This window comes from Streptomyces humi (genome assembly GCF_001005085.2).
GTDB lineage: Bacteria > Actinomycetota > Actinomycetes > Streptomycetales > Streptomycetaceae > Streptomyces > Streptomyces humi.
The window spans coordinates 94481-109510 of the sequence record NZ_LBMU02000041.1; the positions used below are offsets into that span (position 1 = coordinate 94481).

The following is a 15030-nucleotide window of genomic DNA, read 5'->3' on the forward strand; positions in this document are numbered from 1 at the left end:
AGTGCTGCCATGCACCCTCGAATTACTGCCAGCGGCGAGGCACACTGGCAGCATGCTGAAGAACGTGGCGGCGGTGCTCCTGGACGGCGTGCACCCCTTCGAGCTCGGCGTGGTCTGCGAGGTCTTCGGTCTCGACCGCTCCGACGAGGGGCTGCCGGTGTACGACTTCGCGGTGGTCTCGGCGGAGGGGCCGATGCTCGGCACCCATGTCCCGGGCCTCACCGTCACCACGCCGTACGGCCTGGACCGGCTGGAGGAGGCCGACCTGATCGCGGTCCCGGCCTCCGACTCCAACGTCGCCCGGGACTACCCGCCCGAGCTGCTCGACGCGCTGCGCCGGGCGGTGGACCGGGGCACCCGGGTGCTCAGCGTGTGCTCCGGCGTCTTCGTGCTCGGCGCCGCCGGGCTGCTGGACGGGCGCCGCTGCGCCGTGCACTGGCGCCACGCCGAGCTGCTGGCCCGTCGCTACCCGCGCACCCGGGTCGAGCCGGACGTGCTGTACGTCGACGAGGACCCGGTGATCACCTCGGCGGGCACCTCCGCCGGGATCGACGCCTGTCTGCACCTCGTGCGCAAGGAGCAGGGCCCCGAGGTCGCCACGAAGATCGCCCGGCGGATGGTGGTCCCCCCGCACCGGGACGGCGGCCAGGCCCAGTACATCGAACGTCCACTGCCGGAGGGCCCCTGCGACACGGTGGGCGAGGTGCTGGCCTGGATGACGGAGCACCTGGACGAGGAGGTCACCGTCGAGCAGCTGGCCGCCCGCGCCCTGATGGCCCCGCGCACCTTCGCCCGCCGCTTCCAGCAGGAGACCGGTACCACGCCGTACCGCTGGATCCTGCGGCAACGGGTGCTGCTGGCGCAGGAGTTGCTGGAGGGGACGGACGAGACGATGGACGCCATCGCGGGCCGGGCCGGTTTCGGCACGGCCGCCGCGCTGCGGTACCAGTTCGTGAAGTCGCTGGGCACCACCCCGAACGCCTACCGGCGCGCGTTCCGGGGCCCGGAGGCCGCCGCCTGAGACCTGCGCCCGAGACCGGAGCCCGCGACCGCCGCCTGAGACCGGAGCCCGCGACCGCCGCCTGAGACCGGCGTTCGAGACCGGCGTTCGCCGGAGAACGCCCATCGGCGCGCGTCCGGCGGCCTCACGGGCCGCCCGAGCGCGCGCCGGTATCAGGAGCCGGCCGGGGGCAGGCAGGTCACCAGGGCACCGGTGTGAGCAGCAGACGCTGGGGGCGCAGGGTGATGCCCACCCGGGTGGCGTCGTCCGATCCGGGCACCTGCTCGAAGCGGTACCTGGCGCACAACGCGGCCGTGATCAGGCTCAGTTGGGCCATGGAGAAGTGGTCGCTGGGGCACTTGCGGTTGCCGACGCTGAAGGGGCTCATGGCGTACTTCGGCACCTCCTTGGCCCGCTCCGGCAGCCACCGGTCCGGGTCGAAGTCCAGATGCGCCGGGTACGAGCGCGGGTCGCGCTGGACGGCGTAGGGGCTGTAGACGATGTCGGCCCCGGCCGGAATGCGATAGCCACCGAGCTCGGTGTCGGCTTTGGCGCGCCGCGTCAATATCCATACGGCGGGCCGCAAACGCATGGCCTCGACGATGACATTGTTGGTGTGGGTGAGCCGCCGAACGTGCTCAAAACCGACCGGTTGACCACCCGTCACGGATTCGACCTCGGTCCGTACCTTCTCCGCGTGTTCCGGGTGTTCGGCGAGCACCTGGAGCAGCCACATGATCGTGGAGGCGACTGTTTCGCTTCCGGGGGTGAGTATCGCGACGACCTGATCGTGGATCTCCTGTTCCCCGATGGGCTCGCCATTCTCGTCCTTCGCTTCGAGCAATGCCGTCAGCAAATCGTCCGGCTTTTGACCAGATGCCCGGCGCTCGGTGACGATCTCGTCGACCAGCAGATGCAAATCGGCCAGGGCCCGGTTGAATTCGCGGTTGGCCGGCAACGGCAGTCGGTACAGCGGGCCGAGCGGGATCACCATCCGCCGGTACATACCGCGGAAGACGCTCGCGAGGTCGGTGCTGAGCCGCTCGGCGCGCTCGTCCATGTACTCGCCGCGCAGCAGGCACCGGGCGGCGATCCGGACCGCCACCCGGAACGACTCCGAGGTGCCGTCGACGGTGTCGCCGGGCCGCCAGCGCTCGGTCAGGGCATGCGCCTCCTCCTCCATGACCGGCCCGTACTGCGGGATCGCGGAGAGGTTGAACGCGGGCTGGACGGTGCGGCGCTGGCGACGGTGGCGGGGCCCGTTGGCGGTGGCCACCCCCTCCTTGCCGAGCAGTCCCTCCAGGGACTCCCACAGCGGGCCGGCGATGACGAAGTCGGGGCTGAGGGCGAGGGCGCCGGTGAGCTCCGGTGTGGTCACGGCGTACACCTCCTTGGGGCCCAGCCGCAGGCGCACCATGTCGCCGTGCTCGCGCAGCCGGGACATGAAGGCCAGCGGGTCGCGGACCAGCCGCCAGCCGTGCCCGAGCAGCGGCACCCCGCCGCCCGCCAGGGGCGGTTCACGCAGCTCACTCGCTTCGGAAGCCCCGGTGGTCGCGGGTTTCACGGACTCGACGGTCATTTCTCACCTGCCGTTTCGTTGTTGACGTACGGGGGCGTGGACCGGTCGTCCCAGCTGTCGACCATGTAGCGGCCGGATTCGTGGTGGAACCAGTAGACGGAGCTGAACCAGTTCCGCATATTGGCGACACAGGCCAGGACCGCGGCACCGAGTTCCTTTCCTTGGACGGTGCCGTCGTCGAGCTGTTCGGCGAAACGAAGTGCGGCACGCTCGGCGGCCAGGAATTCGCGAATGCATTCCTCGACGCGTCGCCTGACTTCTTCGATCGCCTGCTCCAGACTCATTCCCTCATGGGTGACGAGACTGATTCCGAGATTGTGCACCTCGTCGCCCGCTATTTCCTTCGGCAGCGAGCAGAGGTCGTTGTACCAGGCGGCGAATTCCTGACTGAGCAGCGCCGGGCGCCGATATGCCGGGTTCTTGCGCACGGCGTCCGGCAGTTCGGTTCCCGCGCTCGGCTCCAGCAGGTCCGTCCATATCCAGTGGGCGAAGGTGAGGCGCCGCAGCGCCAGGTATTCCTCGACCCGGGGAACGTATCCCGTGGTGCGGTTGCGGTACTCGCGGTCGTAGGCATCGACCACCTCGTGGAAGTGCCGGGCGAACCGCTCGTTCCAGGTCCGCGGCAGGAACGTGTACAGCCGGGCGACGCTGTCCGCGAAGCCCGCGACCAGGGTGTCCGGGTGGTGCAGATGGTGCAGTGGGGCGTCGAGGGCCGCGTGCAGCCGGAACCTCAGCCGCCGCCAGTCGGCCGACCGGCCGTGCACCACGTCCCGGTCGTGCCGGTCGTCCCAGACGAAGAACCAGGCGCTGTAGTCGCATATCGCCTGGATGACCTCGTCGGACGCACCGAGGTAGTACCCCGCCATGAGGTCGGTGTAGCAAAGGCCGTCGGCATATTCCTGCACCTTGTCCGCGGGCATCAGCCGTTTTTCCAGCAGCCAGAGGCGGGTGTTCTCCTGAAGCCGCGGCCAATACGGGTGCAGTCGCCGGGGAAACTCGGCCTCGATCACCGGGAGGGCGAGTTGTGGTGGAACCGCGACCGCCGCCGGCGTCGATGTGGTGCTGTGTGAGAAAGCATGCACGAACAAACCCCTCTCAGCCGCGCCAGGAGCGCACGCCCCTCCCGCTGTGCCAGGCGCGCGCCGTTGTGTATCCCCGCACTTCCCATTCAGCACCACAACTGACCGGTCTGGGAACGGATTTGCTTCACTCACTACCCCACGATGCCGCGAATCTCCCCTTGTGTGACTGATTAAGGATCGCTAGGGGCGCACAAAGGATCGAATGTGCGACGGACGGGCGAGCGACTCCGACCGGACATGACGAACGCCTGGTCGAGAGGGTCTCGACCAGGCGTCACAACTGCCCTTGCAGTCTCAGTCGTTGGCGACCACGGGATAGCGTGGCTCGTTCTCGGCCATCTGCCGCAGCGCGTCCTTGCGCTCCCGCTTGGAGAGCCGGTCGATGTAGAGGTAGCCGTACAGGTGGTCGGTCTCGTGCTGCAAACACCGTGCGAAGTAGCCGGTGCCACGCACCTTGATCGGGTTGCCCTTCTCGTCCTGCCCGGTGACCTCGGCGTAGTCGGGGCGCGCGAGCGGCGCGTACGCGGTGGGCACGGACAGGCACCCCTCGTTGCTGTCGTCCAGCCGCCGCTTGTCCGCGGGCAGGTCCACGAGCTTCGGGTTGCACACCACGCCGACGTGCCGGGCCCCCTCGTCGTCCTGGCAGTCGTACACGAAGACCTTCAGGTCGACGCCGATCTGGTTGGCGGCGAGACCCACGCCCTCGGCGGTCCGCTGGCTCGCGAACATGTCGGCGACCAACTGGTCCAGCTCGTCCCCGAACTCGGTGACGTCCTTGCACTCCTTGTGCAGCACCGGGTTCCCGACGACGGTGATGGGCCGCGAGGTCCCCCGCGCACGCCAGGCGTTCTCGCGCTCCTCGGTCCCCTCGGTGTCGACGACGAACCCGTCGTCATCCACGGGGAGCACGCCCGCGTGCTGCTGATCGGTGTCCTGCTGCGCCATGACCGACGTAAGCCTTCCTAGGTAAAACGGGGGTGATGTTGCTGATACAGGGTACGTGGACGCGCCCGCCAGGGGCGCGGGGAACTGCGCGACCAGCCATATCCGGCCCGCAGCCGAAGAACGACGCTCAGCAGACCTCTTCCAGATCCCGCCAATCCCTGGAATCAGGGCTGTCGGCCACCCACCCGTCCAGCAGCCCCCTCACCAGCGCGGCCGGCGCGGCCACCCCGCACTCCCGCTCCGGCACCCACAGCTGCCCGTCGGTCCGGTGCCCGAGCGGCCCCGGATGCCCCGGCTCGCTGTGGTCGTGCGGATCGAGATGCACTCCGTCGCCCTCGTCGGACGGCATCCGCGACTCGGAGCACATCCGGCACAGCAGCCGCACGGAGGAGGACCAGTCCTCCGCCGCGAACCCGGCGTCCCCGGCCAACTGCTCCAACGCGTCCCGGTCGGCTTCCGTCGCCGCCTCCAGCAGCACCACCCAGGTCGGCACCGGCGACGGCGCCCACAGCTCGATCTCGTCGAAGACGGGGTAGGAGTGGCCGGTCGCCGTGGTCCGTTCCCCGTGCGGCACCCCGTCGTGCAGGACGACCTCGCCCCAGCGCCGCCCGGACGAGGGCAGCGGAATGGACTGCACCTCGATACGGGCGGGGTCGAGGCGTCGCCCCCAGACCACCTCCGCCTCCCCCTCCGGGGACAGCCGTACGGCGGCGCTGCCCAGGTCCATGCCTTCGGGCTCGGCGGACGCGGTGGCACCGCCCGGCACCCGCAGCCCGTACGCCTGCCAGGCCCGCCGGGCCAGCGGCCAGTCCTGCAACGCGGTCGCCGCGATGCCCACGTTCCACCAGTCGGGCGCCCCGGTCTCCCGGTCCAGCAGCGCCACCGCCCGCAGGCCGGCCGCCCGCGCCTGCTCCCAGTCGTGCCGGAACTTGTGCAGCAGGGCGAGGTTGAACCAGGACTCGGACAGCCAGGGCTCCAGGTCGGCGGCGCGCGTCAGCAGCTCGCCCGCGTCCTCGTACCGGCCGTCGCCGATCAGCGTGAACGCGCGGTCGGTCGCCTGCCGCCAGGAGGCGGAGGGCCGGTGCCGTCCCTTGCCGAAGATCCTCACGATTCCCGCCTGCCAGTTCCAGTTCCGCACAGTGGGCTGGCTTGTGCCCCCGGACATCACCCTCTCCCTCGCATCCAACCACGTACGACGGGAGGGCCGCTCATTACCCATGGGTTACCCAGCCGCGCGCAGGGTCAGACAGTCTCCGGAGAGCACGCGCGCCAGGGACTCCACGACCTCGGGAGCGTAGTCCCCCGCGGTGGCCAGGCGTAACTCCTCCAGCGCGGTCAGCTGCCCGCCGGGCCCGGAATCCCGGGACTTCTCCTCGTACGCGTTGACGGCCCGCACGATCCGCGCGGCGAGCGGCTGCTCCCGGCAGGGGTCGGCCTGCCGCTCCACGACCACGGCGACGGCCGCGGCCACCCCGGTCTGCCGGACGACCGCGCCGCCGAGCAGGGCTATCCGCCGCTGCTCCGCCGCCGGCAGCCCGGCGGTGGCGCCGGCGGGGACCGGGTCGACAAGACTGAGCTGGCCGATGTCGTGCATCAGCGCCGCGTACTCCAGCACCGTGAGCTCCGCTTGGGACAGGCCCAGGTCCCGTCCGACGGCCTGGCTGAGCGTGGCGACCCGGTGGGCGTGCCCGGCCGGGGTGTACCCCGCTATCTCGGTGGCGCGGGCGAGGGAGGCGATGGTCTGCCGGTAGGTGGCACGGACGGCCGCGTACCGGCGCAGGGACAGCTGGGTGAGGAGCAGGGGCAGACAGAAGACGGGCAGGGCCCACAGGCCGACGGCGGCCACCGCCAGTGCGATCACCGCCCCGGTGGCGCAGACGGCGGACCCGATGCCGAGCAGCCCGCGCAGTTCGTCCCGCAGCAGCGGCCCGAACGGCCACCGGGTGCGGGAGTGCGCCTGGGCGGCGGCGAGCACGGCGTCGCACAGTGCGGTGAGCACCAGCAACGCGACCAGCAGCAGCGCGTACGCCGGTCCGCCCCAGCGCTCCAACGCGCCCCTGGCACAGAGGGGTTGGAAGCAGACGGCGGCGAAGCCGACGGTGAGGACACGGCGGGCCAGGTGGTCGAGCGTGCGCCGGCCACGGGCGATGTGGGGCACGTTGCCGAGCAGCGCGGCCACGCTCACCACGGCGACGACCTGGAAGGCGCCGTCCCGCGCGGCGATCCCGTCGTCGGCGCCGAGCAGCGCGTAGGCGAGGCCGCCGGCCGCCCCGAGGGGTGCGGCCTCCCGCACGTCGGCGCCGGTCCACCGGGCCCATTCCCCGACCCCGACGAGCATGCCGAAGGCGAGGGCGGCGCCGCGGTTGTCGATTCCTTCCCACAGGGTGCCGGCGACACCGCCGAGGGCGAGGACCAGTGCGGCCGGCCGGACGGACCACAGCAGGGCCGCGGGGCGCGGACGTGCCGGGCGAACCGGAGCGACCCGGTCCACGGCCGTCTCCCATCCGGACACCGGGTCGGCGGCGCTCATGGGGCGGCCCGCCCCGCGCCGTGCCGGTCACCGCCCGGCCGGGGTGACGGGGGCGGTCCCGGTGGCGGGGACTCGGCGGTCACCGTGGGGTGCCAGCCCTCCCTGGCGAGCGCCCGGGTCAGGGCGTCGACGACCCGCGCGTCGAAGTGCCGGCCGGCGCACCGTCGTAACTCCGCCACCGCCGCCGGTACCGGGCGGGCCCGGCTGTAGGAGCGGGTCGAGGTCATCGCGTCGAACGCGTCGGCCACGGCCACCACCCGCGCGGAGTGCGGGATCTGGCTGCCCGCGAGTCCGTAGGGGTAGCCGGTGCCGTCGATGCGTTCGTGGTGGTGGAGGATCGCCGCGCGGGCCTCGCCCAGGAAGGAGATCCCGCGCACCATCTCGTGGCCGTACTCCGGGTGGAGTTCGATGATCCGCCGTTCCTCCGGTGTGAGCGGACCGTCCTTGCGGAGCAGCCGTGTGGGGACGCCGAGTTTCCCGACGTCGTGCAGGATCCCGGCGAAGCGGAGCACCTCGACCCGCTCGTCGTCCATGCCCAGTTCGCGGGCGATCATCACGGAGGCCCGGCCCACCCGCTCGCTGTGTCCGCGGGTGTACCCGTCCTTGATGTCGACGGCCTGGACGAGCGCACGGATGGTGGCCTGGTGGGCGGCCCGCTCCCGGTGGTACTGGGCGAACACCCACCAGGAGACGCACATCGGCAGCAGGACGAGAAGTGCGGCGACGGGGCCGTAGGGGCTGCGCCAGAGCACGGCCATCATCAGTCCGGCGAGCCCGTGCACCGCGACCGGTGCCAGCGAGCGGGAGAACAGCCCGCGCCAGGCCCGGCGGGCGGGCACCCGCTCCGCGAGCGCGAGGATCCCGCCGTCCAGCAGCGCGAGCACCCCGCAGAACGCCAGGACCGCCGCGGCGCACGGCAGCAGCGCGTAAGGAAAGTCGGAGCCCACCACCGCGTCCCGGCCGCCCAGCAGCCAGTGCACCCGCCCCGCGCCCCACACGGCGAGCGCCAGTTCGGCGGCCCGCCAGATCCGGCGCAGCGCCTGCGGCCGGTGCCCGGTGGGCGAGAGGAGCGCACCGGGCAGCGGTACGAGGGCGGCGGCCGGCGGTGGCAGCAGGAAGGCACCGGCGAGGAGCACCGGGTGGAAGGTGCCGCCGAGCCGCTGTCGCACGACGTGTTCGCAGGCCGCGTACAACGCGGCCAGCAGGGCGACGGCCCACCACGGCGTGCGCAGAGCGGGCAGCGGCAGCAGGCAGAGCAACGTACCGAGGGCGGCACAGGCGACGTACGCGCGTGCCCGTGCCGGAACCGCCTCCATCACGCCCCTCCCCCGACCATGCCTCTCCAGGCTCCGGAGCCTAGGGCGGGAGCCGACGGGTACGGGGGCTTATGACGGGAGGATTAGCACATTCGGGTGACAGACCACCCGTAGAGCGTCCGGTGGCGGCACTCCTCGGAGGAGGACGCTCAGCTCTCCTGGGGAGTGACCGGCGCGGTGGCCACGTCGCTCTCCGGGACGGTCTGGCCCGAACGGATCAGGTCCAGCCGCCCCAGCACCTTGGCCCGCAGGTCGCTCGGCACGTCGTCATGCCCGCAGCAGCGCTTGACCAGCTTCTTCACGGCCTGCTCCAGCCCGTACTTCTCCAGGCAGGGCGAGCACTCGTCGAAGTGCTGCCTGAACTTGACGCGATCGACGTCAGGCATCTCACTGTCGAGGAACTCGTAGAGGTGATCGAGTACCTCACTGCAGTCCGTCTCGTGCGGCTCTCCGCAGCTCATGAGCCCGAGCCTTTCGCTTCGTTCGACTCTCCGGCGCCCGCCGGGACGAGTCCGCGCTCACGCGCGTAGTCCTCCAGCATGCCGCGCAGTTGACGGCGGCCCCGGTGCAGCCGGGACATCACCGTACCGATGGGTGTCCCCATGATGTCCGCGATCTCCTTGTACGCAAAGCCCTCTACGTCGGCGAGGTAGACGGCGATGCGGAACTCCTCGGGGATCGCTTGCAGCGCTTCCTTCACGTCCGAGTCGGGCAGGTGGTCGAGCGCCTGCGACTCCGCGGAGCGCAGACCCGTCGACATGTGCGACTCGGCACGGGCGAGCTGCCAGTCCTCGATCTCCTCGGCCGCCGAGCGCTGGGGTTCACGCTGCTTCTTGCGGTACGAGTTGATGAAGGTGTTGGTGAGAATGCGGTAGAGCCACGCCTTGAGGTTGGTGCCCTCGCGGAACTGGTGGAAGGACGCGTACGCCTTGGCGTAGGTCTCCTGCACCAGGTCCTCGGCGTCGGCCGGGTTGCGTGTCATGCGCAGCGCGGCCGAGTACATCTGGTCGAGGAATTCGAGCGCGTCCCGTTCGAAGCGCGCGGTGCGCTCCGACGTCGACTCCGCGCCCGTGCCCTGGCCCTCGGGCAGCTCCGCCTGGCCGTTGTCGGTCCCTGCGTCGGTACCGGTGACCGGACCCACCTCCTCAAGTTCCCGGGCAGGACCAAAACCGATCCCACTCGACTCGGAGGATAGAACACGACCCGTGCCTGCCGCCGCTCGAATAGGAGCGGTCTTGGCCGCGTGCAGCACCGTCCACTCCAGGTCAGCGCTGCTGCTGCGGCTCGGGCAGATGGTCGAACCCATGCGGCGGACTTCCTCTCCTTCGGCGTCGGCGCTGGTGCCCCAGCACTTATGTCCGCCTCAACAGCAGTCCGTCACGCAACATTCCCGGCCGTCACCCGAGGGCCGTGACCCATGCGGTGACCGCGTCCGTGATGATCGTCACTGCCCGCTCCTGCCCGATGTCCGCCCGTTTGGGCACCGCGAAGCCATGATCGCCGTGGGGTACCTCGACCAGTTCGTAGTCCCCGTCGGGAAACTCGGCCGGCTTGCCGAACGGGTCGTTCCCGCCCTGGACGACGAGCGTGGGCACCCCGGCCCCCAGCAGCTCCGCGGCGCGTGACTTCTCCGGGCTGCCCGGCGGGTGCAGCGGGAAGCTGAGGGCGAGGACCCCGGCCGCGCCCAGCTCGGTGGCCGTACGGCAGGCGACCCGGGCGCCCGCGCTGCGGCCGCCGGAGACCACCGGCAGCCCGGGCGCGGCGAGCGCCGGCCACACGCCCCGCCATCCCGTGTCGAGCGTCTTCGGCGCGGGCGCGACCTTCTTCCCGGCGACCCGCCAGGGCTGCTCGACGAGGGCCACGGTCACGCCGTGCCCGGGAAGCGCGGCGGCGATCGCCCGCAGGTCCCGTGCCTCGATGCCGCCGCCGGCCCCGTGGCTCACGGCGAGCACCAGCCGCGCCTTCTCCGCCTCGTGCCAGGTGACGCGGGCGTCCCCCGCGTCCGTACCGACGATCTTCGATGTGGTCACGGGAGAAGGCTAGAAGAGTGTGCCCTCCTCGGGCCCCTCCAGCTCCTTCAGCAGCTCCGGGCCGTTGTTGCGGACGTTGCTGACGGCCGTGGCGACCGGGTAGGCCCGCATCAGGCCCTCCGGCGGCGGGGCCAGCAGCGACCGCAGCTCCTCGACGTCGGTGCGCGCCGGGTCGAGCCAGGCGTCCCAGCGGTCCGGGGTCAGCATCAGCGGCATCCGGGGGTGGATGTCCGCGAGCGTCCGCGGCCCCTCGGCCGGCGCGACCGCCAGCGGCGCGGTCTCCGCCTCCGTCGTGATCACCGAGCAGGTCGCCCACCAGGCCAGCGGGTGCTCGTCGGGCAGGGTGCGGTCCCGCCAGAACTCGTACAGACCCGCCATGGCGAACACCGAACCGTCGGCCGGGAGCACGAAGTAGGGCTGCTTGCGCGGCCGCTTCTTCTTCCCCTCGACCTCCAGGTCGCGCTCCTCCTTGGCGGTGACCCACTCGTAGTAGCCGTCGGCGGGCACGATGCAGCGGCGGGCGGCGAAGGCGCGGCGGTACGACGGCTTCTCGTGCACGGTCTCGGCCCGCGCGTTGATCATCCGGGCGCCGCCCTCGGGCGTCTTGGCCCAGGAGGGCACCAGCCCCCACTTGAGCCTGCGCAGCTGGCGAACCGGGCGGCGGTCGTCGGCGTCTTTCAACGGACGGTCGAGGACGACGTAGACCTCCTTGGTCGGAGCCACGTTGTAGTCGGGCTCCAGGGTCTCCTCGGGCGCCCACTTCTCCACTTCAAAGATTCCTGCGAGATCCTCGGGCCCACGACTGGATGCATACCGTCCGCACATACGTGCAACACTGCCAGACTCCACGCGCCCATAGGGAGTAACCACCGGACCATGGACAGCACCGCCGCCCTCGCGCTGCCCGACTTCTGGGACCGTCTCACGGGGACCCAGACCGACCCCGACCTCTGGGTGGTCCTCGCGACCCTGGTCGCCGCGCTCGCGGTGGTCGTCCCGCACACCCTGTGGCGGATATCCCGCAACGCCATCACGATCGCCCACGAGGGCGGTCACGGCCTGGTCGCCCTGCTCACCGGCCGCCAGCTGACCGGCATCCGGCTGCACTCGGACACCAGCGGCCTCACGCTCAGCCGGGGCAAGCCGCACGGCATCGGCATGATCCTCACGGCCGCGGCCGGCTACACCGCGCCCCCGCTGCTGGGCCTGGGCGGGGCGGCCCTGCTGGGCGCCGGCCGCATCACGCTGCTCCTCTGGGTCGCGACCGCGCTGCTCGTCGTCATGCTCGTGATGATCCGCAACGCGTACGGCGTACTGACGGTGTTCCTGACGGGCGGCACCTTCCTGCTGGTGTCCTGGCTGGCGGGCTCCCAGGTGCAGGCGGCGTTCGCGTACGCGGTGGTGTGGTTCCTGCTGCTGGGCGGGGTGCGTCCGGCGTTCGAGCTCCAGGCGAAGCGCTCGCGGGGCGGGGCGGGTGACTCGGACGCGGACCAGCTGTCCCGCCTCACCCATCTCCCCGCGGCCGTGTGGCTGTTCCTGTTCCACACGGTCTCGCTGTGCTCGCTGATCGGCGGGGGCAGGTGGCTGCTCGGGATGTGACGCTCGCCCCACGGGGGCAGCGTCACGGAGGCGCTGGAGTCTCCCCGGCGTGATGCTCACCCGGCAGGGGCAGCGGCGTCACGGAGGCGCTGGGGTCCCGCCGGCCGGCCGAAGGCCGGGAGAGGAACTGCGCGACCGGTCCCCGCGGCGCCGCACCCGAAGGCTCCACGGGCGGCCGCACACTAAAGTGAGCCCATGGCCGCAAACCCCACCGCACCAACCGCCCTCTGGCCCGCCCCCCACGCGCGCGGAGCCGTCGACGCGACGGTTCACGTGCCGGGGTCCAAGTCGGTCACCAACCGCGCCCTCGTCCTCGCCGCCCTCGCCTCCGAGCCCGGCTGGCTGCGCCGCCCGCTGCGGTCCCGCGACACCCTGCTGATGGCCGGCGCCCTGCGCGCGATGGGCGTGGGCATCGAGGAGGGCGTGGGCCCGGACGGCTCCGGTGAGGCCTGGCGCGTGATCCCCGCGGGGCTGCGCGGCCCCGCCACCGTGGACGTCGGCAACGCCGGCACGGTGATGCGCTTCCTGCCGCCCGTCGCCACCCTCGCCACCGGCGACATCCGCTTCGACGGCGACCCCCGTTCCTACGAGCGTCCGCTGCACGGCGTGATCGACGCCCTGCGTGCCCTCGGCGCCCGCATCGACGACGAGGGCCGCGGCGCGCTGCCCCTCACCGTCCACGGCAGCGGCGCCCTGGACGGCGGCCCGGTGTCGGTCGACGCCTCGTCCTCCTCCCAGTTCGTGTCGGCCCTGCTGCTCTCGGGACCGCGCTTCAACCAGGGCGTGGAGGTCCGCCACACCGGCGCGAGCCTGCCCTCCCTCCCGCACATCCGGATGACCGTCGACATGCTGCGCGCGGTCGGCGCCCAGGTCGACACCCCGGAGTCGGGCGGCGAGCCGAACGTCTGGCGGGTCACCCCGGGCGCCCTGCTCGGCCGCGACCTGACCGTGGAACCCGACCTCTCCAACGCCCAGCCGTTCCTGGCCGCCGCCCTGGTGACGGGCGGCAGGGTGCTGATCCCGGACTGGCCGTCCCGGACCACCCAGCCGGGTGACCGGCTGCGGGAGATCTTCACCGAGATGGGCGGTTCCTGCGAACTGACGGAGTACGGGCTGGAGTTCACCGGCTCGGGCCGGATCCACGGCATCGACGTCGACCTCGGCGACGTCGGAGAGCTGACCCCCGGCATCGCGGCGGTCGCCGCCCTCGCCGACTCCCCCTCCACCCTGCGGGGCGTGTCCCATCTGCGTCTGCACGAGACGGACCGGCTGGCCGCGCTCACCAAGGAGATCAACGAGCTGGGCGGTGACGTCACCGAGACCGCCGACGGCCTGCACATCCGCCCGCGCCCGCTGCACGGCGGGGTCTTCCACACCTACGAGGACCACCGCATGGCGACCGCCGGTGCGATCATCGGCCTGGCCGTGCCGGGCGTACGGATCGAGAACGTGGCGACGACCGCGAAGACCCTGCCGGACTTCCCCGACCTGTGGACCGGGATGCTCGGGAGCGGTGGGGCGTAGGGGCGTACGACCATGCGCCGCTACGGCAAGCACACCGACGAGGACGACATCCGCTCCCGTCCCAACCGCAAGGGCAACCGCCCGCGGACCAACATCCGCCCCAAGCACGAGGACGCCGCCGAGGGGATGGTCCTCACCGTCGACCGGGGGCGGCTGACCTGCCTGGTCGACGACCGTACGATCCTCGCGATGAAGGCCCGCGAACTGGGCCGCAAGGCGGCGGTGGTCGGCGACCGGGTCGCCCTGGTCGGCGACCTCTCCGGCAAGAAGGACACCCTCGCCCGGATCGTGCGCATCGAGGACCGCAGCTCGGTGCTGCGCCGCACCGCCGATGACGACGACCCGTTCGAGCGGGTGGTGGTCGCCAACGCCGACCAGCTGGCGATCGTCACCGCGCTGGCCGACCCGGAGCCCCGCCCCCGGCTCATCGACCGCTGCCTGGTCGCGGCCTACGACGGCGGGCTCACCCCCCTGCTGGTCATGACCAAGTCGGACCTGGCCCCGCCGGACAAGCTCCTGGAGCTGTACGGCGACCTGGAGATCCCTCACGTGGTCACGAGCCGCGAGGAGCTGGAGACGGGGGACGCGGCCCGGCGCGTCCAGGAGCATCTCGACGGCAAGATCACGGCGTTCGTGGGCCACTCCGGCGTCGGCAAGACGACCCTGGTGAACGCGCTGGTCCCGGTGGACCGGCGGCGTACGACGGGCCATGTGAACGCGGTGACGGGCCGCGGCCGCCACACCACGACCTCCGCGCTGGCCCTCCCCCTCGCCGGCGACGACGGCTGGGTCGTCGACACCCCCGGGGTCCGCTCCTTCGGTCTGGCGCACATCGATCCGTCCCGCGTGATCCACGCCTTCCCCGACCTGGAGCCCGGCACGGTGGACTGCCCGCGCGCGTGCAGTCACGACGAGCCCGACTGCGCGCTGGACGGGTGGGTCGCCGAGGGCCACGCGGACCCCGCCCGGCTCTACTCGCTGCGCCGGCTGCTGGCCACGCGGGAACGCAAGGAGGGCGACTGACCACCACGGTGTTTGTCCTGACCCGAGTCAGGTAAGTGCATAATCGCACCGAGCCGGACGTACGGGAGGACAGCACATGGCGTGGCTGCTGGTGATCGTCGCCGGAATCCTGGAGACCGGCTTCGCCGTCTGCCTCAAGCTCTCCCACGGCTTCACCCGGCTGTGGCCGACGATCGCCTTCGCCTCCTTCGCCCTCGGCAGCTTCGGTCTGCTGACCCTCTCCCTGAAGAAGCTGGACGTGGGCCCGGCCTACGCGGTGTGGACGGGCATCGGCGCGGCGGGCACGGCGATCTACGGCATGGTCTTCCTGGGTGACCTGGTCTCGGTCCTGAAAATCGTCTCGATCAGCCTGGTGATCACGGGCGTCATCGGCCTCCAACTGTCAGGCTCCGCCCACTGAGA

At 71.6% G+C, this 15030-nt stretch carries 15 protein-coding genes; 5 read left to right on the forward strand and 10 right to left on the reverse strand.

The genetic code is table 11. The features are described 5' to 3' along the window. Window positions 1–52 precede the first annotated feature (52 nt). Window positions 53–1021, forward strand: coding sequence for a helix-turn-helix domain-containing protein (locus AAW13_RS19795; protein WP_046731152.1), 969 nt, complete (start codon window positions 53–55; stop codon window positions 1019–1021). 178 nt (window positions 1022–1199) lie between these two features. Here the strand turns inward: AAW13_RS19795 and AAW13_RS19800 are convergent, their stop codons facing one another. From AAW13_RS19800 to AAW13_RS19845, 10 genes are all read right to left on the reverse strand, one after another. After that, entirely contained in the window at window positions 1200–2579 is a 1380-nt protein-coding gene (locus AAW13_RS19800) for a bifunctional albaflavenone monooxygenase/terpene synthase (RefSeq protein ID WP_046731151.1), read from the reverse strand. Continuing rightward, window positions 2576–3661: an epi-isozizaene synthase gene (gene cyc1 / locus AAW13_RS19805; RefSeq protein ID WP_107483362.1), complete on the reverse strand. Its 1086-nt coding sequence runs from the start codon at window positions 3659–3661 to the stop codon at window positions 2576–2578. The genes AAW13_RS19800 and cyc1 overlap by 4 nt, the downstream gene beginning before the upstream one ends. A 294-nt stretch (window positions 3662–3955) precedes the next feature. After that, window positions 3956–4606, reverse strand: coding sequence for a peptide deformylase (def, locus tag AAW13_RS19810; RefSeq protein WP_046731149.1), 651 nt, complete (start codon window positions 4604–4606; stop codon window positions 3956–3958). A 127-nt stretch (window positions 4607–4733) separates the two neighbouring features. Further along, the gene (locus tag AAW13_RS19815) at window positions 4734–5714 is read right to left on the reverse strand and encodes a tetratricopeptide repeat domain-containing protein (protein ID WP_046731198.1); all 981 of its coding nucleotides are present in this window, start codon (window positions 5712–5714) and stop codon (window positions 4734–4736) included. Window positions 5715–5828: 114 nt separating this feature from the next. Further along, a complete protein-coding gene (locus tag AAW13_RS19820; protein ID WP_240528660.1) occupies window positions 5829–7136 on the reverse strand; it encodes an HD-GYP domain-containing protein in 1308 nt (435 codons plus the stop codon). After that, window positions 7133–8452 carry an HD-GYP domain-containing protein gene (locus AAW13_RS19825; RefSeq protein ID WP_046731148.1) on the reverse strand — a complete coding sequence of 440 codons (1320 nt, stop codon included), beginning with the start codon at window positions 8450–8452 and terminating at the stop codon, window positions 7133–7135. Before AAW13_RS19825 ends, AAW13_RS19820 begins: the two co-directional genes overlap by 4 nt. 149 nt (window positions 8453–8601) lie before the next feature. Further along, window positions 8602–8913, reverse strand: a complete 312-nt coding sequence (gene rsrA / locus AAW13_RS19830; RefSeq protein WP_046731147.1) for a mycothiol system anti-sigma-R factor — start codon at window positions 8911–8913, stop codon at window positions 8602–8604. Continuing rightward, window positions 8910–9593 carry an RNA polymerase sigma factor SigR gene (gene sigR / locus AAW13_RS19835; RefSeq protein WP_046731146.1) on the reverse strand — a complete coding sequence of 228 codons (684 nt, stop codon included), beginning with the start codon at window positions 9591–9593 and terminating at the stop codon, window positions 8910–8912. Before sigR ends, rsrA begins: the two co-directional genes overlap by 4 nt. A gap of 256 nt (window positions 9594–9849) precedes the next feature. Beyond that, window positions 9850–10482, reverse strand: coding sequence for an alpha/beta hydrolase family protein (locus tag AAW13_RS19840; protein WP_046731145.1), 633 nt, complete (start codon window positions 10480–10482; stop codon window positions 9850–9852). A gap of 9 nt (window positions 10483–10491) precedes the next feature. Continuing rightward, on the reverse strand, window positions 10492–11307 hold the full coding sequence (locus AAW13_RS19845) for an SOS response-associated peptidase (RefSeq protein ID WP_046731144.1): 816 nt from the start codon (window positions 11305–11307) through the stop codon (window positions 10492–10494). 51 nt (window positions 11308–11358) lie between these two features. Here AAW13_RS19845 and AAW13_RS19850 point away from each other — a divergent pair, with 51 nt between their 5' ends. The 4 genes from AAW13_RS19850 (at window position 11359) to AAW13_RS19865 (ending at window position 15028) form a co-directional block, all read left to right on the forward strand. Then, the gene (locus AAW13_RS19850; protein WP_046731143.1) at window positions 11359–12081 is read left to right on the forward strand and encodes a M50 family metallopeptidase; all 723 of its coding nucleotides are present in this window, start codon (window positions 11359–11361) and stop codon (window positions 12079–12081) included. A 195-nt stretch (window positions 12082–12276) separates the two neighbouring features. Further along, complete coding sequence (aroA, locus tag AAW13_RS19855; RefSeq protein ID WP_046731142.1) at window positions 12277–13605, forward strand: 3-phosphoshikimate 1-carboxyvinyltransferase; 1329 nt, start codon at window positions 12277–12279, stop codon at window positions 13603–13605. Window positions 13606–13617: 12 nt separating this feature from the next. Continuing rightward, the gene (rsgA, locus tag AAW13_RS19860; protein WP_046731141.1) at window positions 13618–14628 is read left to right on the forward strand and encodes a ribosome small subunit-dependent GTPase A; all 1011 of its coding nucleotides are present in this window, start codon (window positions 13618–13620) and stop codon (window positions 14626–14628) included. 76 nt (window positions 14629–14704) lie between these two features. After that, window positions 14705–15028: a DMT family transporter gene (locus AAW13_RS19865; protein WP_046731140.1), complete on the forward strand. Its 324-nt coding sequence runs from the start codon at window positions 14705–14707 to the stop codon at window positions 15026–15028. Window positions 15029–15030 lie beyond the last annotated feature (2 nt).